Annotated in this window: 16 protein-coding genes; 10 read left to right on the forward strand and 6 right to left on the reverse strand. The window is 71.2% G+C overall.

All coding sequences use genetic code 11. The features are described 5' to 3' along the window. The 4 genes from SSP24_RS33585 to SSP24_RS33600 form a co-directional block, all read right to left on the reverse strand. Positions 1-301, reverse strand: a 301-nt coding sequence (locus tag SSP24_RS33585) for a hypothetical protein (protein WP_218037128.1), incomplete at its 3' end; no start/stop codon positions are given. Between the two features lie 80 nt (positions 302-381). Next, the gene (locus SSP24_RS33590) at positions 382-3,912 is read right to left on the reverse strand and encodes an ALF repeat-containing protein (RefSeq protein WP_229865925.1); all 3,531 of its coding nucleotides are present in this window, start codon (positions 3,910-3,912) and stop codon (positions 382-384) included. Positions 3,913-4,152: 240 nt separating this feature from the next. Continuing rightward, the gene (locus SSP24_RS33595) at positions 4,153-6,018 is read right to left on the reverse strand and encodes an ABC transporter ATP-binding protein (protein WP_141313752.1); all 1,866 of its coding nucleotides are present in this window, start codon (positions 6,016-6,018) and stop codon (positions 4,153-4,155) included. Further along, positions 6,015-7,799, reverse strand: coding sequence for an ABC transporter ATP-binding protein (locus tag SSP24_RS33600; RefSeq protein ID WP_141313753.1), 1,785 nt, complete (start codon positions 7,797-7,799; stop codon positions 6,015-6,017). Before SSP24_RS33600 ends, SSP24_RS33595 begins: the two co-directional genes overlap by 4 nt. 183 nt (positions 7,800-7,982) lie before the next feature. On the opposite strand from SSP24_RS33600, the gene SSP24_RS33605 reads away from it, so the two are divergent. From SSP24_RS33605 to SSP24_RS33620, 4 genes are read left to right on the forward strand one after another with little or no spacing between them, the layout of a single operon-like run. After that, the gene (locus tag SSP24_RS33605) at positions 7,983-8,888 is read left to right on the forward strand and encodes an ABC transporter ATP-binding protein (protein WP_167529777.1); all 906 of its coding nucleotides are present in this window, start codon (positions 7,983-7,985) and stop codon (positions 8,886-8,888) included. Further along, entirely contained in the window at positions 8,885-9,619 is a 735-nt protein-coding gene (locus SSP24_RS33610) for an ABC transporter permease (protein WP_141313754.1), read from the forward strand. The genes SSP24_RS33605 and SSP24_RS33610 overlap by 4 nt, the downstream gene beginning before the upstream one ends. Before the next feature lie 25 nt (positions 9,620-9,644). Continuing rightward, complete coding sequence (locus tag SSP24_RS33615) at positions 9,645-10,898, forward strand: sensor histidine kinase (RefSeq protein WP_141313755.1); 1,254 nt, start codon at positions 9,645-9,647, stop codon at positions 10,896-10,898. Next, entirely contained in the window at positions 10,888-11,532 is a 645-nt protein-coding gene (locus SSP24_RS33620) for a response regulator (protein ID WP_141313756.1), read from the forward strand. The genes SSP24_RS33615 and SSP24_RS33620 overlap by 11 nt, the downstream gene beginning before the upstream one ends. A 21-nt stretch (positions 11,533-11,553) precedes the next feature. Here the strand turns inward: SSP24_RS33620 and glgX are convergent, their stop codons facing one another. Next, positions 11,554-13,803, reverse strand: a complete 2,250-nt coding sequence (gene glgX, locus SSP24_RS33625) for a glycogen debranching protein GlgX (RefSeq protein WP_141313757.1) — start codon at positions 13,801-13,803, stop codon at positions 11,554-11,556. Positions 13,804-13,954: 151 nt separating this feature from the next. On the opposite strand from glgX, the gene SSP24_RS33630 reads away from it, so the two are divergent. The 4 genes from SSP24_RS33630 (at position 13,955) to SSP24_RS33645 (ending at position 18,255) form a co-directional block, all read left to right on the forward strand. Continuing rightward, positions 13,955-15,181: a L,D-transpeptidase gene (locus SSP24_RS33630; protein WP_141313758.1), complete on the forward strand. Its 1,227-nt coding sequence runs from the start codon at positions 13,955-13,957 to the stop codon at positions 15,179-15,181. A gap of 182 nt (positions 15,182-15,363) precedes the next feature. Next, a complete protein-coding gene (locus tag SSP24_RS33635; RefSeq protein ID WP_174864768.1) occupies positions 15,364-16,629 on the forward strand; it encodes a L,D-transpeptidase in 1,266 nt (421 codons plus the stop codon). A gap of 83 nt (positions 16,630-16,712) precedes the next feature. Beyond that, the gene (locus tag SSP24_RS33640) at positions 16,713-17,480 is read left to right on the forward strand and encodes an enoyl-CoA hydratase/isomerase family protein (protein ID WP_141313759.1); all 768 of its coding nucleotides are present in this window, start codon (positions 16,713-16,715) and stop codon (positions 17,478-17,480) included. Between the two features lie 271 nt (positions 17,481-17,751). Then, positions 17,752-18,255, forward strand: a complete 504-nt coding sequence (locus SSP24_RS33645; protein ID WP_141313760.1) for an ATP-binding protein — start codon at positions 17,752-17,754, stop codon at positions 18,253-18,255. 44 nt (positions 18,256-18,299) lie between these two features. Here SSP24_RS33645 and SSP24_RS33650 read toward each other — a convergent pair whose 3' ends face one another. Then, the gene (locus SSP24_RS33650) at positions 18,300-18,959 is read right to left on the reverse strand and encodes a GNAT family N-acetyltransferase (protein ID WP_244951804.1); all 660 of its coding nucleotides are present in this window, start codon (positions 18,957-18,959) and stop codon (positions 18,300-18,302) included. A gap of 49 nt (positions 18,960-19,008) precedes the next feature. Here SSP24_RS33650 and SSP24_RS33655 point away from each other — a divergent pair, with 49 nt between their 5' ends. Further along, positions 19,009-19,923 carry a MerR family transcriptional regulator gene (locus SSP24_RS33655; RefSeq protein ID WP_141313762.1) on the forward strand — a complete coding sequence of 305 codons (915 nt, stop codon included), beginning with the start codon at positions 19,009-19,011 and terminating at the stop codon, positions 19,921-19,923. 50 nt (positions 19,924-19,973) lie between these two features. After that, positions 19,974-20,186 (forward strand): EF-hand domain-containing protein, encoded by a 213-nt coding sequence (locus tag SSP24_RS33660; RefSeq protein WP_141313789.1) that lies wholly within the window; start codon positions 19,974-19,976, stop codon positions 20,184-20,186. Positions 20,187-20,191: the final 5 nt, after the last annotated feature.

The following is a 20,191-nucleotide window of genomic DNA, read 5'->3' on the forward strand; positions in this document are numbered from 1 at the left end:
ACGGCGGCCCGTCCGGATCGGCATGGAACTCCACCGACCGACCGCTCGGGTAGAGCTTCATGCCGCCGACCTTGCCGAGTTCACCGTCATCGACCGTCAGGTAGATGAAATCGCCGGACCCGCTGCTGTCGACGAACTCCCATCGGCCGCTGAAGTCGACGGGGTCGGCACCGCCACCCCCCATGGCGTCTTCCGCTACGTCAGTGGCAGAGAACGTCCCGTCGGACTCGAGCACGATCTTGCCGCCGGTCGCGTCGTTGCGGTACACGCCGGGCAGTTCGTCGGGGTCGACCGAGCCCATGCCCATACACCCTGAGATGAGGACCGTGGAAGCGGTCAGGGTTGTGGCGACCAGCCACTGTCCACCGGTCCTCTTGCGCATCACGGCCCCAGCGTAACGTTGAACTCGATGACCTGGGTCTTGGGTGACATCGGCCCGGAATCGCCGACGACCTTGTCGACGAGCGAACCGACGGTGTCGCTCCACCAGTCCGTGTACCCGATGACGGGCGGGTGGGTCGCAGACTCGATGTCCGACTCGTTGAACGCGGTGTACCGCCACACTACGGAGCCGTCCGTGTTCTCGCGGATGGGAGTCATCCTGACGTAGTGCGAGCCCAGGAACGTGTACGCCAGGTTTCCGGTGAGCCCGGCCGTGGTGAGCGTCCCGTAGTCCGTGAGGTACTTCCCGACACCGTCGAAGCCGCCGAGCTGGTAGTCGTACATGTAGGTGTGGCCCAGCTCGTAGTTCCCGGCCTGCGTGCGGGAGGCGAAGAAGGCGATGACCTCCTGCGTGTACTGGTGCTCACGGTAGATGCCGGTGAACTCGTCGTCCGGGCCGAAACACTGCGATCGGGGACCGTTCCCGGTGAGCCAACTCCACCCCAACTCCCACGGGTTGGTGTCGTTGCCGGAGGCGATGGGGTCGCCGAACGGCGTCAGGCAGCTTTCGGCGCCCTCCGGAAGGCCGTTCTCGTCGGGATTGATGGGAACGGTCGAATTGTCCTGCGCGTTCTGGATCGCCTCGCGTATCGCGGCCTGGATGACCAGGACCTTGGCCTCGAACGCGGCCCGAGAGGCGGCGGTGGCGTCCTTGCCCGCATCGAGCGATGCCTTCCGGGCAGCCGTCGCCGACGCCGCGGCGTCCGCGGCGTAGGACGCGGCAACGGTGGCGGACCGCACGGCCCGCGTCGCCGCGTGCCTCGCCACGCTGCTCGCCTGGCGTGCCGCGGCGGCCGCCTGACGTGCGGTCTCGGCGGACTGCGCGGCGGCGGCCGCGGACCCTTCGGCGGCCGCGGCGTTCTGGCGTGCTTCCTCGGCGGACAGCTCGGCGTCGTCCGCGTAACCCTGCGCGCGGTTGGCCCAGTCGGTCGCCTCGGCAGCGGCATTGCGTGCGAGGGCCGCTGCCTCGGAGGCCCGTGCCGCGTCCTCCAGGGCGTCCGCTGCGATCTTGGCCGCGCGGGCGATCGCCGCACGGATCGCGCTGATGTGCGTCGCGTGATCGTGGTCGAGCCGCGCGAAATCGTGCTGCGTCGTCCCGATGAACTGGCGGAGCATGTGCGTGTCGCCCTCGAGCGCGATCTGGGCTGCCGCCTTGACGTAGGGGCCCCCGTTCGCCAGGAGGGTCGTGGCCGCCACCCGGTCGTCCTCGCGGACGGCAGCGGCACGTTCGACGTGCAGGAAGGTGTGCAGGGCCTCGGCGGTTCCCGCGTCGAGCGCGGCCTGGGCCGCACTTCGCTCCGCCTTACCGGTGGAGTCGTCGGCCAGGAGCGTGAATATCTCGAACTGGTTGTCCTCCTTGGCTGCCGCGACCGCCCCGCTCTCGAGGAACCCTCTGATCTGGGCGGCGTCCTCGGTCTTCAGAGCCTCATGGGCCGCCGTGGCCACGTTCTTCGTCGACACCGCGGCGATCGCCGCGACGTTCTCGGCGTTGTCCTGATTCAGAGCGATGGCACGGTCGGCCTCGATCCAGTGGATGACGTCCTCGTCCGAGCCGGCAAGCGCGAACTCCGCGGCCTGCCGGGTCCAGGTACCCGACCGGTCGATGAGCTGGACCGCCGCCTTGCGTCCGGTCGTCACGGCCTCAGCGGTGTTTCCGTTCTGCAGCGCCGACTCCGCGGAGCTGATGAGTCCGAGGAGCTCCTCGGACAGGCGCGCTTCCTGTGTCCGCTGCTGGTTGGACCGTTCGAGCAGATCCGACTCCGCGCTCGCCTCGAGCCGCGCCCGCTCGATCGCCTCGTCGGTCTCCTCGGCCAGCCTGGCGAGTTCGGCCTCACGAGCCGCCTGCTCGACGGCACGTGCCTCGGCGACGGCGTCGGCGGCCTTGTTCGCCGCCTCGACAGCGGCGTTGGCGGCGGCCGTTGACCGGTTGGCGTAGTCGACCGCCTCGCCGGCGTGGTCGGCCGCTTCCTCGGCGGCGGCGGCCGCCTGCTCGGCATGATCGGCAGCGCTGTTGGCCGCGTCACGCGCCGTGCGGGCGGCGGCAGCCGACTTCCCGGCCAGGGTCCGCGCCCTGCTCGCGGCCTGAGTCGCCCTGTTCGCGGCGGCCTCTGCCTCGGCGGCGGCCTGCTGCGCGGCGGCGGCCTCGGCCCGCGCGGCACCGGAGGCCGCGGCCGCGTCGGCCGAAGCACGAGCGGCGGCGGCCGCGTTGATCGCCGAGTTGGCGGCAGCCGCGCCCGCCTGGTCGGCCGCGGCGGCAGCCACCGCCGCGATGTCGGCCTTCAAGGCCACGGAGCGGACGAAGCTGACCATCTTCCGCGCGGCCTCTGCCGCCGTTCTGGCCGCGGACGCCATCGACGCATCCTTGGAGGCGGCGATCGCGGCACGGTACGCCCGTGTCGCGGCGCGCCCCGCCGCTGCGGCAGCGGCGGCAGCGGCCTGCGCGGCCGCCACCGCACGGCGCGAGGCAGCCTGCGCGGTCCGCGAGGCCGACACAGCGGTCGACGCGGCCGCGGCGGCACCCTTGGCAGCCTGCGCCGCCTTGTTCGCCGCGGCCGCCGAGCGCTGGACATCCTGCTCGGCGGCCTCGGCCTCCGCCTTGGCCTCCAACGCCGCTGCCTTCGCCTTCTCGGCAGCTTCGACTGCTTGGGCGGACAGCTCTATGGCCTCGTCGGTCTTCCGGCCGGCGCGGCGCCCCTCCGTCTCAACGACCTTGACCAGCTGCTCGATCGTCGCTGTTTCTTCGTCACGCGCCCGGGCGATGTACTGACCCGTCTCCAGGAACCACCGGATCGCCCTCGGCGACCCGTCGTTCAGTGCACGCTCCGCGTACTCACGCACCTGTGGTGACGCCGTCGTGAGGATGGAGAACACCTGCACACGTTCGTCCTCCTCGAGAGCTGTGAACTGCCCGCCACTGAGGAAGGCGCGCAACGCGAAGTCCGAATCGGTGTCCAGCGCAGCGTTTGCCTCACGCGTCACGGCACGACCACCGTGGGTCAGGACCGTGGTCACGGCCACCCTGAGATCCTCGTGCACCGCGGTCTGGAAACCGCCCTTCAGGAAGGTCTCGATCGCCGCGTCTCCGCCGGACAACGCGCCATTGATGCCTTCGCGAGTCGCCCTGCCCGACGCGACCAGGGACTTCGCGAGCGTGAACCTGTTGTCCTCGGCCCGGGCAACGGGCAACTTCTGGTCGAGGAACGCAGTCACGTCCGCCGCGCTGCCCACCAGCGCGGCGGCCGCCGCGGTACGAACGGCCCGACCGCCCGACTTGTATGCCCAGACCACCTTGCCGCGGTCGGTATCCGGAAGACCCGTTCCCTCGGGCACCGCCATGTTGCCCGCCTCGCTTGCCGCGTACGCCGGGCGTGCCCCGATCGTCAAGGCGGGCAGCGCACAACCGGCCGCCACCCCGGTGAAAATGCCCAGCATCTGACGTCTGGTGAACACCCGTCCTGAAGGCTGTGACATGACGGCTCCCTTCTACTCCACTGATCCCGACCAGGGAGTTCTTCGCCGCCCCCCCCTGCGGTTCGCGTCCCTTATCGAAGCCGGGGCTTGGCGGGTCGTCCAATTCAGAAACCGGGCAGAACTGGGCAACCCCCGGGGTGTCTGTCGTGATGTGCGCCACAGGCGGAAACGGTTGTAGTGATCTTGATAAAGAATCGGTTCCGGCGCAGCCCGCAGTCGCGGATCCTGGATTCCCCGTGCTCACGCCAGGCTGTCCCGCCACGCCCGGTGCAGCCCCGCGAACCGTCCCGTCCCCGCGATGAGTTCGGCCGGGCTGCCGTCCTCCACGATCCGGCCGTGCTCCATCACCAGCACCCGGTCCGCGATCTCCACCGTGGACAGCCGGTGTGCGATCACGACGGCCGTACGCCCCTTCAGTACGGTCGCCATCGCTCGCTGCACGGCCCGCTCACCCGGGATGTCCAGCGAACTCGTCGCCTCGTCGAGGATCAGCACCGCCGGGTCCGCGAGCAACGCCCGTGCAAATGCGACAAGTTGGCGCTGACCGGCCGAGATGCGGCCGCCTCGCTTGCGCACGTCCGTGTCGTATCCCTCGGGCAGCGCGGCGATGAAGTCGTGCGCGCCGATCGCCTTCGCCGCGCCCTCGATCTCCTCGCGGCTCGCGTCCGGCCGCCCGATGGCGATGTTCTCGGCGACCGTGCCGGAGAACAGGAACGACTCCTGCGTCACCATCACCACCCCGCGCCGCAGCTCGGGCACGGCCAGCTCGCGCAGGTCGACCCCGTCGAGCAGCACCCGCCCGTCGGTCGGGTCGTAGAAGCGGGCCAGCAGCTTGGCCAGCGTCGACTTGCCCGCGCCTGTAGAGCCGACCACCGCGACCGTCTGCCCGGCCGGGAGCGTGAGGTCGAAACGGGGCAGCACCTCGCCGCCGGTGCGGTAGGTGAAGCGGACGCCTTCGAAGACGACCTCACGGCCGGGGTGTTCGGAGGCGAGGGCCGGGAGTTCCTTGGGCGCCGACGGCTCGGGGACCGACGGCGTCTGGGCCAGCAGCCCGGCGATCTTCTCCAGGGAGGCCGCCGCCGACTGGTAGGAGTTGAGGAACATGCCGAAACGGTCGATCGGGTCGTACATCCGGCGCAGATACAGCACCGCCGCCGCGAGCACGCCGAGTGCCAGCGTGCCGTCCGCGACGCGGTACGCGCCCCACAGCACGATCAGCGCGACCGCCGTGTTGCCGACGATCCGTGAGCCGACTACATAGCGGGCCATCTCCAGCAGCGCGTCGCCGTTCGTCCGCTCGTGCCGCCGGTTCAGCACGCGGAACTCGGCGTCGTTGGCGGCCTCGCGGCGGAACGCGCGCACCGGGCGGATGCCGTTCATCGTCTCCACGAACTTCACGATCACCGCGGCGATCGCGGTCGACCGCGTCGTGTACACCCGCCGCGCCCGCCGCCGGTACAGCCGTACGAGCCACCACAGCGGCCCGAACGACGCCACCGCCACCGCGCCGAGGCCCAGGTCCAGCCAGAGCAGGATCGCCGCGACGTACACGCAGGACAGGATCACCATCACCAGCTCCTGGAGGCCCTCCTCCAGCAGTTCGCGCAGCGACTCGACGTCCGTGGTGGAGCGGGAGATCAGGCGGCCGCTCGTATATCGCTCGTGGAAGTCGATGCTCAGCGCCTGCGCGTGGCGGAAGATCCGGCCGCGCAGATCGAGGAGCACATCCTGGCTGACCCGGGCGGAGGTGACGACGAAGGCGTACTGGAGCCCGCCGGAGGCGGCCGCGCACAGCAGATAGCCGACCGCCACCGCGATCAGCGGCCCGCTGTCGTGGGCGCGGAACGCGGGTACGGCGTTGTCGATGGCGTACGCCACCAGCAGCGGGCCCGCCTGCACCGCCGCCTGTTGCACGAGCAGCAGGAGGGTGGTCAGGGCGACCCGGGCCTTCATCGGCGCGAGCAGGGACCGCAGCAGGGCCCCGGTGGCACCGGGCGGGGCGGGCAGGACGTCCTTGTCGAACGGGTCGTCGGCCTTGTGCGGCTGTTGTGGCTTCCGCGGCTCGTCGTCGGCGACCGGGACGGGGGTGGATGTGGACGCGGTCATCGGGCTGCCTCCAGTTCCGTCCCGGACATCAGATGGGCGTACTCGGCGTTGTCGCGCAGCAGTTCGTGATGCGTGCCGACGGCCGCGATCCGGCCGCCGGACAGCAGGGCGACCCGGTCGGCGAGCAGCACCGTGGACGGGCGGTGCGCGACGATCAGGGCGGTGGTGCCGGCGAGCACGTCCCGCAGCGCCGCCTCCACGGCGGCCTCGGTGTGCACGTCCAGCGCGGACAGCGGGTCGTCCAGGACAAGGAAATCCGGCTGTCCCACGACCGCCCTGGCCAGCGCCAGCCGCTGCCGCTGACCGCCGGACAGGCTCAGCCCCTGCTCGCCGACCTGCGTGTCCGTGCCCTGCGGCAGCGCGTGCGTGAACTCGGCCTGGGCGACGGCCAGGGCGCGGTTCAGCTCGGCGGCTCCCGCCTTGTCCGGGGCGCCCATGAGGACGTTCTCCCCGACGCTCGCCGAGAACAGGGTCGGCTCCTCGAACGCGACGGCGACCTTGGCGCGCAGCTGCTCCCGGGACATCGCGGCGATGTCGACACCGTCGAGCGTGATCCGCCCCGAGGTCACCTCGTGCAGCCGGGGGATGAGCGCGGTCAGCGTGGTCTTGCCGCTACCGGTCGCGCCGACGAGGGCCATGGACTCGCCGGGGCGGATGTGCAGGTCGATGTGCTGGAGGACGGGCGGGGAGTCCGCGGGTGCGTCGGGGTAGCGGAACTGGACGTTGTGGAAGCGCAGTCCGCGATCGGCCGAGGCCTTCGAGGTGCTGGTCGGGGCGGTGGCCGTCTCAGCCTGCGCGTCCATCACCTCGAAGTAGCGCTCCGTCGCCGTCGCCGCCTCCTGGCTCATCGCCAGCAGGAAGCCGATCGAGTCGACCGGCCAGCGCAGGGCGAGTGCCGTGGACAGGAAGGCCACCAGCGTGCCCGCCGACAGATCCCCGTCCGCCACCCGCACGGACCCCAGCACCAGCGCCGCCCCGATGGCCACCTCGGGCAAGGTGACGATGACGGCCAGGATCGTCGCCAGCAGCCGTGCCTTGCGCAGCTCCGTCCCGCGCAGCGTCCGCGACAGCTCCCAGAACGCCCGAGCCTGACTGCGGTGCCGCCCGAACCCCTTGATGATCCGGATGCCGAGCACGCCCTCCTCGACGACCGTCGTCAGATCACCGACCTGGTCCTGCGCGCGCCGCGCCACCTCGGCGTACTGCTTCTCGAAGACGAAGCAGCTGACGACCACCGGCACGGCGGGCCCCAGGATCACCAGACCCAGCGTCAGGTCCTGCACCAGCATGATGATCACGCCGACGAGAATGGTCACCCCGTTGACCAGCAGGAACGTGAGCGGAAAGGCCAGGAACATGCGCAGCAGCATCAGATCGGTGGTCCCCCGGGACAGCAACTGCCCCGACGCCCACCGGTCGTGGAACGCCACCGGCAGCCGCTGCAGATGCCGGTACAGATCCGCCCGCATCGCCGCCTCGACGCCCGCCAGCGGCCGCGCCACCAGCCACCGCCGCAGCCCGAACAGCAGCGCCTCCGCCAGCCCGAGCAGCAGCAGGAACAGCGCGCCGAGCCACACGCCCGCCGGGTCCCGGCCGGCGATCGGCCCGTCCACGAGCCACTTCAGCACGAGCGGGATCACCAGCCCGGCGCAGGACGCGAGTATCGCGACGAACGCGGCGGTGAACAGACGGGCCCGCACCGGCCTGACGTAGGGCCACAGGCGCAGCAGCGAGCGCACGGCGGAGCGGTCTCGGGTCGTGGTGGCACGTGTCGTGGGCATCAGTGGCGAGCCTACGGATTGCCTCTGACAACGCCCACCGAGTTTCGGCCGGACCACGGTCCGCCGATGGTCCTACGACCTGCGTGTTCGAGGGGTCGTACGCCCGTATCAACCGATCGGCTGATGCCGGTCCGAGCGCGACGGCCGATGTGCGGCCGGCCCTCCCGCCGCGACGCTGTTGCCATGTCCGTCATCGAAGTCACCGACCTGCGCAAGGTCTACGCCGGCCGCCCTGCCGTCGACGGTGTCTCCTTCGCCGTCGAGGAGGGCGAGATCTTCGGCATCCTCGGCCCGAACGGCGCCGGCAAGACCACCACCGTCGAGTGCGTCGAGGGGCTGCGTGCTCCCGACGCGGGCCGGGTCCGGGTGACCGGTCTCGACCCGATCGCCGACCACCGGAAGGTCGCCCGCGTGCTCGGTGCCCAGCTCCAGCAGAGTGAACTCCAGGCCAAACTGACGGTCCGCGAGGCGCTGGAGCTGTACGCCGCCTTCCACGAACGTCCCGCCGACTGGCGCCCCCTGGCCGAGCGCCTCGGCCTCACCGCCAAGCTCACCACCCGGTTCGCCAAGCTCTCCGGCGGCCAGAAGCAGCGTCTGTTCATCGCGCTCGCCCTGATCGGCAACCCCCGGATCGTCGTCCTCGACGAGCTGACCACCGGCCTCGACCCACGCGCCCGCCGGGACACCTGGGAGCTGATCGAGGACATCCGCGCGAACGGCGTCACCGTCCTGCTCGTCACGCACTTCATGGAGGAGGCACAGCGGCTGTGCGACCGGATCGCCGTGATCGACAAGGGGCGCGTCGCGGCCCTGGACACGCCGGCCGGGCTGATCCACCGCTCGGCGGGCGCCACCGTCATCAGCTTCACCCCGTCCGCCCCGCTGGACGACCGTGACCTGAACGCCCTGCCCGCGCTCGCGTCGGTCGAGCACAAGGACGGCCGCGTCACGCTCTCCGGCACCGACGAGACGGTCAACGCCGTCCTCACCCTCCTCGCCCGCACCCACATCACCGCCCACCAGCTCCGCGTCACCGACGCCACCCTCGACGACGCGTTCCTGGACCTCACCGACAAGGAGCGGGCATGAACACCGCCGTACTGAAGGCCGAGGCCCGCCTCTTCCGCCGGGAACCCGGCAGCCTGTTCTGGATCCTGCTGTTCCCGACCCTGCTGCTGGTGATCCTCGGCTCGATCCCGTCCTTCCGCGACCCCGAGGCCGACCTGGGGGGCCTCAGGACCATCGACATCTACGTCCCCGTGGCCGTGCTGCTCGGCCTGATCCTGGGCGGCGTCCAGGCCATGCCGCAGACCCTCACCGGCTATCGCGAGCACGGCATCCTGCGCCGGATGGCCACCACACCGGTACGGCCGTCCGCCCTGCTGTCCGCGCAGATGCTGGTGTACGGCGGGGCCGCCCTGGCGTCGGCTCTGCTCGCCCTCGTGGTCGGCCGCCTGGTCTTCGACGTACGACTGCCCGAGCAGCCCTTCGGATACCTCCTCGCCCTGGTCCTGGCCGTGCTGGCCGCCCTCGCGCTCGGCGCGGTGGTCTCCGCGCTGTCCCGGACGTCGAAGTTCGCCGGTGCCCTCGGGTCCGCCCTGCTGTTCCCGGCGATGTTCTGCGCGGGCCTGTGGCTGCCGGTGCAGGCCATGCCGGACGTGCTCGCGAGGATCGTCGGGTACACCCCGTTCGGCGCGGGCGCCGAGGCCCTGAACCGGGCCGCGGCCGGCGACTGGCCGGGCTGGACCCACCTGTTCGTCCTGGTCGTCTGGACGGTGCTGCTCACGGCCGCCGCCTCGCGCTGGTTCCGGTGGGAGTAGGCGAGGGCCCGTGCAGACTGGGGACATGACCGCGGCGGACACGCAGATCGAGCGGCGCTGGGACCAGTTCCACACCTGGGGTCCCTACGTGCTGCTCGCCATCAGCACCCTCCTCTCGGCCGGCACGACCGAACTGATGGCAGGTCCGGCCGAGTTGTACGCGGCCGGGGCCCTGGTGGTGGCCGCCGTGGTGCTCCAGCTGTGGCACGGGCCCCGCCGCGGCCCCCGGACCCCGTCCCGCCGCGGAACCGTCTACTACATCCTGCGCTGGACGATCGCCTTCACCCTCACCTGGCTGAACCCGTTCTTCGCGTTCTACGCGGCCACCGGCTACTGGGAGGCCGACGAAGTCATCGCCGGCAGACGCCGCCGCAGGCTCGCCCTGTTCGCCACGACCGTGGTGGTGGCGGGCTCGCAGGCCGGCGGCATGCCGTTCCACGGACCGACCCAGTGGGCGGTGTTCGCCGGGCTCCTCGTCGCCAACAACGCGGTGCTGATGGCGGTCGCCCATCTCACCGAGCAGGAGGACCGGCGCTCCCGCGAGCGCGTCGCCAGCATCGCCGAACTCGAACGCACCAACGCCGCCCTGCAACAGGCCCTCGATGAGAACGCCGCCCTCCACACCCAACTCCTCGTCCAGGCACGGGAGGCGGGCGTCGCCGACGAACGCCGCAGGCTGGCCGCCGAGATACACGACACCATCGCCCAGGGCCTGACCGGCATCATCGCCCAGCTCCAGGTCGTCTCGGCCGCGACCGACCTGGAGAGCGCCCGCACCCACCTCGAACGTGCCTCCGCCCTCGCCCGCCACAGCCTCGGCGAGGCCCGCCGCTCCGTGCACAACCTCGCCCCGGTCGCGCTGGCGAGCGACGGTCTGCCCGAGGCCCTGGAGAAGACGGTCATGGAGTGGGGCGAACGCACCGGCGTACGCGCCGACTTCACCCTCACCGGCACCGCCGAACAACTTCACGACGAGGTCGCCGCCACCCTGCTGCGCATCGCCCAGGAGGCCCTGTCCAACACCGCCCGGCACGCGGCCGCCACCCGCGCCGGCGTCACCTTGTCCTACATGGGCGACGAGGTCACCCTCGACATCCGCGACGACGGCCGCGGCTTCGACCCCGGTGCCGCTCGGGAACGCACCGGGACCGGCGGCTTCGGCCTCGACGGCATGCGCGCCCGCGCCGAACGCATCGCCGGCTTCCTCACCGTCGAGTCCGAACCGGGCCACGGCACGGCGGTCTCGGCTCGCGTACCGTTGGTGCGCCATGACCGATGACACGACCGTCTCCGTGCTGATCGTCGACGACCATCCCGTCGTACGGGACGGCCTGCGCGGCATGTTCGACTCCGCACCCGGCTTCCACGTCCTCGGCGAGGCGGCGAACGGCGTGGCGGCCGTCGAACTGGCCGGGACCCTCGACCCCGATGTCGTCCTCATGGACCTGCGGATGCCGGGCGGCGGCGGGGTCGACGCGATCGCCGAGCTGACCCGGCGCGGCGCCCGGGCGAAGGCCCTCGTCCTCACCACGTACGACACCGACTCCGACACCCTGCCCGCGATCGAGGCGGGCGCGACGGGCTACCTGCTGAAGGACGCCCCGCGCGAGGAACTGTTCACCGCGGTACGGGCGGCGGCGCAGGGCCGCACGGTCCTCTCCCCGGCCGTCGCCTCCCGCCTGGTCTCCGCGGTCCGTGCGCCCAGGGCTCCCGGCAACGAGCCCCTCTCCGCCCGCGAACGCGAGGTCCTCGCCCTGGTCGCCAGGGGCACCTCCAACCGCGAGATCGCCCGCGAGCTGTTCATCAGCGAGGCGACCGTGAAGACCCACCTCACCCACCTGTACGCCAAGCTCGGCGTGAAGGACCGCGCGGCTGCGGTGGCGGTGGCCTACGACCGGGGGATCCTCGGCTGACCACACGGCTGCCTCCGACGCTCACCCCACCACCCGCAACAGCAACACCGCCCGCGCCGGAACCGTCACCGCCGCCCCCGCCCGGTGCGTCACCCCCGGCGCCTCGGACTGCTCCTCCCGCGAGGTGTCGACGACCACCTCGTACCGCTCCGCCCACGGCGGACCCGGCAGGACGAAGCTCACCGGCCGTTCCCCGGCGTGCAGCACGGCGAGGAAGCTGTCGTCGAGGATGGGCGCGCCCCGCTCGTCCCGGCCCGGGATGTCCCGCCCGGACAGATACATGCCGACCGTCGCCGCCGGGGCGTACCAGTCCCGTTCCGTCATCTCCGTGCCCCGCGCGGTGAACCAGGCGAGGTCCCTCAGCCCGTCCGCCGAGTGCGCCCGCCCGGAGAAGAACGCCCGGCGCCGAAGCACCGGATGCCGGTGGCGCAGCTCGATCAGACGGGACGTCAGGTCGAACAGCGCCCGCCACCCCGGATCCTGAAGCAGCCCCCAGTCCACCCAGCTGATCTCGTTGTCCTGGCAGTACGCGTTGTTGTTGCCCCGCTGGGTGCGCCCCAGTTCGTCGCCCGCGACCAGCATCGGCACGCCCGTCGACAGCAGCAGCGTCGTCAGCAGGTTCCGCAGCTGCCGCCTGCGCAGCGCCCGTACCCGCTCGTCGTCGGTCTCGCCCTCCGCCCCGCAGTTCCAGGCGCGGTTGTCGTCCGTGCCGTCCCGGTTGCCCTCGCCGTTCGCCTCGTTGTGCTTGCGCTCGTACGACACGAGGTCCCGGAGCGTGAAACCGTCGTGCGCGGTGATGAAGTTGACCGAGGCGTACGGCCGCCGCCCGCCCCAGGCGTACAGGTCGCTGGACCCCGACAGCCGGTAGCCCATCTCGCGTACGTCCGGCAGCGCGTGCCGCCAGAAGTCCCGGACGGCGTTGCGGTAGCGGTCGTTCCACTCCGTCCACAGGGGTGGGAAGGCGCCCACCTGGTAGCCGCCGGAGCCGACGTCCCAGGGCTCGGCGATCAGCTTCACCCGGCGCAGCACCGGGTCCTGCGCGATGACCGCGAGGAACGGGGACAGCATGTCCACGTCGTGCATGGACCGGGCCAGCGCCGCCGCCAGGTCGAAGCGGAAGCCGTCCACGCCCATCTCCGTCACCCAGTAGCGCAGCGAGTCGGTGATGAGCCGCAGCACGTGCGGCTGGACGACGTGCAGCGTGTTGCCGCAGCCGGTGTAGTCGGCGTACCGGCGGGCGTCGGACTGGAGCCGGTAGTAGCCGCGGTTGTCGATGCCCTTCAGGGAGAGCGTCGGGCCCAGTTCGCCCGCCTCCGCGGTGTGGTTGTAGACGACGTCGAGGATGACCTCGATGCCGGCCGCGTGCAGCGCGCGCACCATCCGCTTGAACTCGCCCACCTGCTGCCCGCGCGTGCCGGACGCGGCGTACGCGGCGTGCGGGGCGAAGTAGCCGATGGAGTTGTAGCCCCAGTAGTTCTTCAGGCCCCGGCGCAGCAGATGGTCCTCGTGCGCGAACTGGTGCACGGGCAGCAGTTCGACGGCCGTGATGCCCAGCTTGGTGAGGTGCTCGATCGCCGCCGGGTGGGCCAGGCCCGCGTACGTGCCGCGCAACTCCTCGGGGATGCCGGGGTGCAGCTTCGTGAAGCCGCGCACATGCACTTCGTAGATCACCGAGTCCGCCCACGGCGTCTTCGGGCGGCGGTCGTCCGCCCATTCGTCGTCGGGAGCGTCATCGTGGACGACGACACCCTTCGGGACGTACGGCGCCGAGTCCCGTTCGTCGCGCACGGTGTCCGCGACCTGCTGCTGCGGCCAGTCCCGGACATGCCCGTAGACCTCCGGCGGCAGACTGAAGTCGCCGTCCACCGCACGCGCGTACGGGTCGAGCAGCAGCTTCGCCGGGTTCCAGCGGCCGCCGGTCCACGGATCCCAGCGGCCGTGCACCCGATAGCCGTAGCGCTGCCCCGGCATGACCCCCGGCACGAATCCGTGCCAGATCTCATGGGTCAGCTCGGTCAGGCGGTGCCGCCGCTCCGTGCCCTCCTCGTCGAACAGGCACAGCTCGACCGCCTCCGCCCCGCCCGCCCACAGCGCGAAGTTGGTCCCCGCCACCCCGTCCGGGCCGACCCGGAACCGGGCCCCCAGCGGTGTCGGCGCACCCGGCCACACCGGCACCGCGGCGGCCGGCGCGGCGCGCGGCGCGCCGTTCAACGCGGTGGCCGGGCGTCCGCCCTGCCCGGCCACCGTCTCCTGCTCGGCTGCGCTGGACACCTGTCAGCCTCCCGCGGCTCGTGGCGACGACGTCGGCGGGGGCACGGCGTCCCTTCCGCGGAGCCCGTCCCGTCGTCCTCCCCACTGTTCTGCCCAGAGCTTGGCTCGCACTCACGTTTCCCCAGGGCGGGCCCGGTCGTTGAACACGATTGTGAGGCACGTACATGGGCGCGCGCGGCGCGCGAGGGCCGCACTGGCCGCCGTACTGACATGGGCAGGGCTGCTGGCCGGAGCCACCGGCTGCACCACGGACGGCTTGAACGGGCTCGGCACGCTCGGCAAGCCCCAGTCCCCCAAGGACGTCATCCAGATCTCGCCGGACGACCGCAGCAAGGGCGTCCGCCCCGACGAGACGCTGTCCGTACGGGTGTCCAGTGGACGCCTGGAATCGGTGCGGGTCGTCAAGTCCCAGGACGCCCAGGAGCAGCCGGTGCCCGGCCGGCTCTCCGCCGACGGGCGGCGCTGGGAACCCGCCGACACGAGGCTGGCGCTGGCCGCCGAGTACACCGTCGACGCGGTGGCACGGGACGACCAGGGCCGCCGCTTCGCCCGGCACACCACCTTCACCACGTACGTCCCCGAGGAACGCTTCATCGCGTACGTCACCCCGGAGCACCGCTCGGTGGTCGGTACCGGAATGATCGTCAGTCTGGGGTTCAACCGGGAGATCACCGACCGCGCGGCCGTCGAACGGGCCGTGCGCGTCACCGCGAAGCCCGCCGTCGAGATCCGCCCGCACTGGTTCGGCCGGGACCGTCTCGACTTCCGCCCCGAGCACTACTGGAAACCCGGCACCGAGGTCACCGTCGACCTGCGGCTCAGGGACGTCGAGGGCGCACCCGGGGTCTACGGGCTCCAGTACAAGACGGTCACCTTCACCGTCGGCCGCAGCCAGGTCTCCCTGGTCGACGCCGAGAAGCACACCATGGAGGTGCGCCGGGACGGCGAGCTGCTCGGCACGGTGCCGATCACGGCGGGGGCGCCCAAGACGCCGACGTACAACGGGAAGATGGTGGTCACCGACATGTACGAGGTGACCCGCATGAACGGCAGCACGGTCGGCTTCGGCGGTGAGTACGACATCCCGGACGTCCCGCACGCCATGCGCCTCACCGAGTCCGGCACCTTCCTGCACGGCAACTACTGGGCGGCGGCCCGTACCTTCGGCGACACGAACGTCAGCCACGGGTGCATCGGGCTGCGGGACGAGAAGGGCGGCAGTTCGGAGACCCCGGCGGGCTGGTTCTTCGACCGCACGCTGGTCGGGGACGTCGTCGAGGTCGTCAACAGCAAGGACAAAAAGGTCGCTCCCGACAACGGACTCGGGGGCTGGAACATGGGGTGGAACGCGTGGAAAGCGGGCAGTGCTCTGATGTGAGCCTGCCGGGGGCGGGGTGGCTCACTGTTGCCGGTCGATGTTGGGACTGAACGGTGACAATCGTGCGGCCTCGACCGCGCCGACCATGTGGTTAATATGCGCGAACGCGCGGGACGCGCAGGGGAGGGGGCCCGACGGGGTCCGATGAGGGCCCGGTCAGAGGCCCGTTGAGGGGAGACAACTTGAACGTGCGACCGATATCGGGGGCGTCGGTTGACGCGCGCACGAGCCGCAGGGGCGGGCGCGGACGCAAGGGCCTGGCGCTCGTCGCGGGCGTGCTGATGCTGGCCGTCACGGCGTGCGGTGGGGGATCGGACTCCGGGTCGGGCTCCGCGGCCGGGTCCGGGGACGGCAAGGGCAAGGGTGCGGCCACGGCACAGAGCAAGCAGTCCGAGGCGGCCGTGACCATAACCCCCAAGGACGGCGCGGAGTCCGTCGACACCAGCGGGGCCCTGAAGGTCACCGCCGCCAAGGGCAAGTTGACCGAGGTCGTCGTCAAGGACGCCAAGGGCACCGAGATCGCCGGTGAGATATCCAAGGACGGCGCCACCTGGACGCCGTCCACCCACCTGGCCGCCGCCACCAAGTACCAGGTGCACGCGGTCGCGAAGGACTCCGCGGGCCGCGAGGCCGCCGAGGACGCCGACTTCACCACGCTGACGCCGAAGAACACGTTCATCGGCCACTTCACCCCCGAGGACGGCTCCACCGTCGGTGTCGGAATGCCCTTCTCCCTCAACTTCACCCGGGGCATCACCAACCCCGAGCAGGTCGAGAAGGCCATCGAGATCAAGACCGAACCGGCGGTCGACGTCGAGGGCCACTGGTTCGGCAACGACCGGCTCGACTTCCGGCCCGAGAAGTACTGGAAGGCCGGCACCAAGGTCACCGTCAAGCTCAACCTCAACGGCGTCGAGGGCCGCCCCGGCGTCTACGGCGAGCAGGCCAAGACCGTCTCCTTCACCATCGGCCGCAGCCAGGTCTCCGTCGTCGACGCCAAGAAGCTCACGATGAAGGTCATGCGGGACGGCAAGGTCGTCAAGACCATCCCGATCACCACCGGCAAGGCCGGCATGGAGACCTGGAACGGGCAGATGGTCATCAGCGAGAAGCACGTGGTGACCCGGATGAACGGCGAAACCGTCGGCTACGGCGGCGAGTACGACATCAAGGACGTCCCGCACGCCATGCGCCTGACCACCTCCGGCACCTTCCTGCACGGCAACTACTGGGCGGGCGGCGCCTTCGGCAACTACAACGCCAGCCACGGCTGCATCGGCCTGCGCGATGTGCGCGGCGGCTGGGACAAGGGCGCACCGGGCGCGTGGTTCTTCAACAGCTCGATGATCGGCGACGTGGTCGTGGTGAAGAACTCCAACGACCGGATCGTGGACCCGGACAACGGGCTCAACGGCTGGAACATGTCGTGGGAGAAGTGGAAGGCGTGACGGCGTGACCCGCTGACGAGGACGGGCCCGGTGTGAGCGACCGCACCGGGCCCGTCGCCGTTAGTCCCCGTTAACCTGCTGGCATGACCGTGAATCTGGAAGTCGCCGAGGGCGTCGGCACCCTCCGTCTCGACCGCCCGCCCATGAACGCGCTGGACACCGCCACGCAGGACCGGCTGAAGGAACTCGCCGAGGAGGCCACGCGCCGCGACGACGTGCGCGCGGTCGTCGTCTACGGCGGCGAGAAGGTGTTCGCGGCCGGAGCGGACATCAAAGAGATGCAGAACATGGACCACACCGCGATGGTCCTGCGCTCCCGCGCCCTGCAGGACTCCTTCACGGCGGTGGCGCGCATCCCCAAGCCCGTGGTGGCGGCCGTGACGGGTTACGCGCTCGGCGGCGGCTGCGAACTCGCGCTGTGCGCGGACTACCGCATCGCCGCCGACAACGCCAAGCTGGGCCAGCCGGAGATCCTGCTCGGCCTGATTCCGGGCGCGGGTGGCACCCAGCGGCTGGCCCGGCTGATCGGCCCGTCCAAGGCCAAGGACCTGATCTTCACCGGCCGGATGGTGAAGGCCGACGAGGCGCTGGCCCTGGGGCTGGTGGATCAGGTCGTCCCGGCGGCCGAGGTGTACGACACGGCGCACGCGTGGGCGGCGAAGCTGGCGCAGGGCCCCGCGCTCGCCCTGCGCGCGGCGAAGGAGTCGATCGACACGGGCCTGGAGACGGACATCGACACCGGCCTCGCCGTCGAACGGAACTGGTTCGCGGGCCTGTTCGCCACGGAGGACCGTGAGCGGGGGATGCGCAGCTTCGTGGAGGAGGGGCCGGGCAAGGCCAAGTTCCTGTAAGCCGCGCGTCAAGCTTGCAATTGACGCGCTGTCTGATCCGGGTCCCTCGATGGGGCGGTTTATGGAAGCCTTAAAGCAGCCTTAAGCCTACCTTGTCGAGGGAGTCCGTCCTTTGCCGCCGACCGACCCTTCTTCCCACGTCACAGGGGCTGTTGGCGGCTCCGAACTGCCATCGGCATATGCCAACCGAAGCGCCCGGAACGACGATTCGAGGGAGGCGTATTCCGCGGGAACGGCCCCGGAGGACGCGCCGGGCGGCCATGATGGGGGCATGGCGGGGCTGGAGGGCATCGAACAGCCGCAAGGACGCGGCCGTACGACCGCGGCGCGCTGGTCGCCGGCGGCCGAGGACGAACGAGCGCTCAAGGCGCTGGAGTTGTTCGGCAATCCGACGGAGGCGGAGATTCCGCTGCCGTCCCGTCCCGAGTCCGCCGCGACGGCACGCCGGCTCGCCCAGGTCGTCGTACTGCGCCAGTGGGGCCTGTCCGCCAAGACGACCGAGGAGGCCGTTTTACTGGTCTCCGAGCTGGTCGGCAATGCCGTACGTCACACCGGCGCCCGCGTGTTCGGTCTGCGGATGCGCCGCCGCAAGGGCTGGATCCGCGTCGAGGTGCGTGACCCCTCCCGGGGGCTGCCCTGCCTGATGCCGGTCCAGGAGATGGACGTCAGCGGCCGGGGCCTCTACCTCGTCGACAAACTCTCGGACCGCTGGGGCGTGGACCTGCTGCCGCGCGGCAAGACGACGTGGTTCGAGATGAGGATTGCGGAACGCTGAGAGCGTCCTGCGGACGGCTGAACCGAGCACGGCGGAAGTCGAGATCACGAGCGGCTGCGAGAGCAACCAGGCCCGGCGCTGAGCAGCGCCTCCGACCCCGCCGGTCGGTAACCGGCCGCCTGGAACGCGCGCAGACTGCGGGCGTTCCCCGGGGAGATCTGCGCCCACACCGGCTCGCCACCGGCCAGGTGCCGCGCCGCCAGCGCCAGGGCCCGGCCCAGCCCCCGGTGCCGTACCGTCTCCGTCACCTCCACCGCGGCCTCCAGCCGTCCCGCGATGCCGCGGCCCAGCACGAGCACACCGCCGTCCGTGGCCCACACTCGCACCTCGTCACGGCGCCGCAGGGAGCTGACGACCCTCGGGTGACCGGGGTCGCGGATCTCCCGCAGCGTGAGGGGTGGCTCACCCGGCAGGGGCGAGGCCACCGTCATCACGTCGATCGTGTCCGTCGTACGTCCCGTGCGGTCCATGAAGGCGGCGAGGAAGCGGGCGTTCATCGTCGCCGCGAGCGTGTCGCAGTCCAGGGCGCCCAGGGTGTCGTACACCCACTGGGGGTCCTCGTCCGTGAAGACGACCGAGTGGCCGGTGAAGGCGATCACGCCCGCGTCCCGGGCGCAGTGCTGCGGCACGACCGTCGTCCGGCCGTTCGCCGGTGGGAAGACGCCCCGCGCCGCCGCGTCCAGAATGTCCCGCAAGGTCTCCACCGCAGTGCTCCTTGAGTCTCCACCCACTGGAAGGCACAGACTCGCAGACATGATCGACGACAGCACAGGTCTGTTCACCATCGGCGAGCTGGCCCGGTCCACCGGACTGACCGTGCGCACCATCCGCTACTGGTCCGACGAGGGCGTCCTGCACCCGGTGGCCCGCTCCGCGGGCGGCTACCGGCTGTACGACGCGGCGTCCGTGGCCCGCCTGGAGCTGATCCGCACACTGCGTGAGCTGGGCCTCGGCCTGGGCGACGTACGCAAGGTGCTGGCCGGGGAGCGGACCGTCGCGGAGGTCGCGGCGGCGCACGTGGCGGCGCTGGACGCGCAGATCCGCTCGCTGCGGGTGACCCGCGCGGTGCTGTCGACCGTGGCGCGACGCGGCTCGACCGCGAAGGAGATGACCCTGATGAACAAGCTGGCGCGGCTCTCGGCCGCCGAACGGAGCCGGATCCTGGAGGAGCTCGTGGACGAGATCTTCCACGGACTGGACACGGCGGACCCGGTGATCCGGGAGCGGATGCGCACCATGGCGGTGGACCTGCCGGAGGAACCGACGCCCGAGCAGGTGGACGCCTGGGTGGAGCTGGCCGAGATGCTCCAGGATCCCCAGTTCCGGGCGCGGATGCGGAAGGTCGCCGAGTTCAACGCGGCCGACCGGGGGCCGGACGTGCCCGCCGGGGCGTCGATGTGGTTCGCGCGGCGGCTGGTGCAGCTGGCCGCCGAGGCCCGGCAGCGCGGGATCGCCCCCGCCTCGCCCGAGGCGGCGGACGTCCTGCGCGCCGTCCTCGGTGACGCCGACCCCGCCGACGTACTGCAGCGCCTGCGCTCCAGCGCCGACGATCGCGTCGCCCGCTACCGCGAACTGCTCGCCGTGGTGAAGGGCCGGGGACCGGCCGCCGCGCACCGTGAGGAGTTCGCGTGGGTGGTCGCCGCACTGGAGGCGCGCGTGGGCAGTTAATCTGACCTGCGTCAGTACGACGGCAAGAGCACGAGATGAGGGGCGGATCGGTGGCGGACATCGAGGAAGCGCGCAAGCAGTTCGAGCGGATCGACACGGACGGTGACGGACGGATCACCGCCAAGGAGTTCAAGACCGCTCTGGCGCAGGGGGGCGACTGGAACGTCACCGAGGCGGTCGCCGAGGCCATCATCGCCGGCCGCGACCTCGACGGCGACAAGCTCCTGTCGTTCGACGAGTTCTGGGCGCACCTGAACAAGTGAGCCCG

The organism is Streptomyces spinoverrucosus, from assembly GCF_006539505.1.
Taxonomy (GTDB): domain Bacteria; phylum Actinomycetota; class Actinomycetes; order Streptomycetales; family Streptomycetaceae; genus Streptomyces; species Streptomyces spinoverrucosus.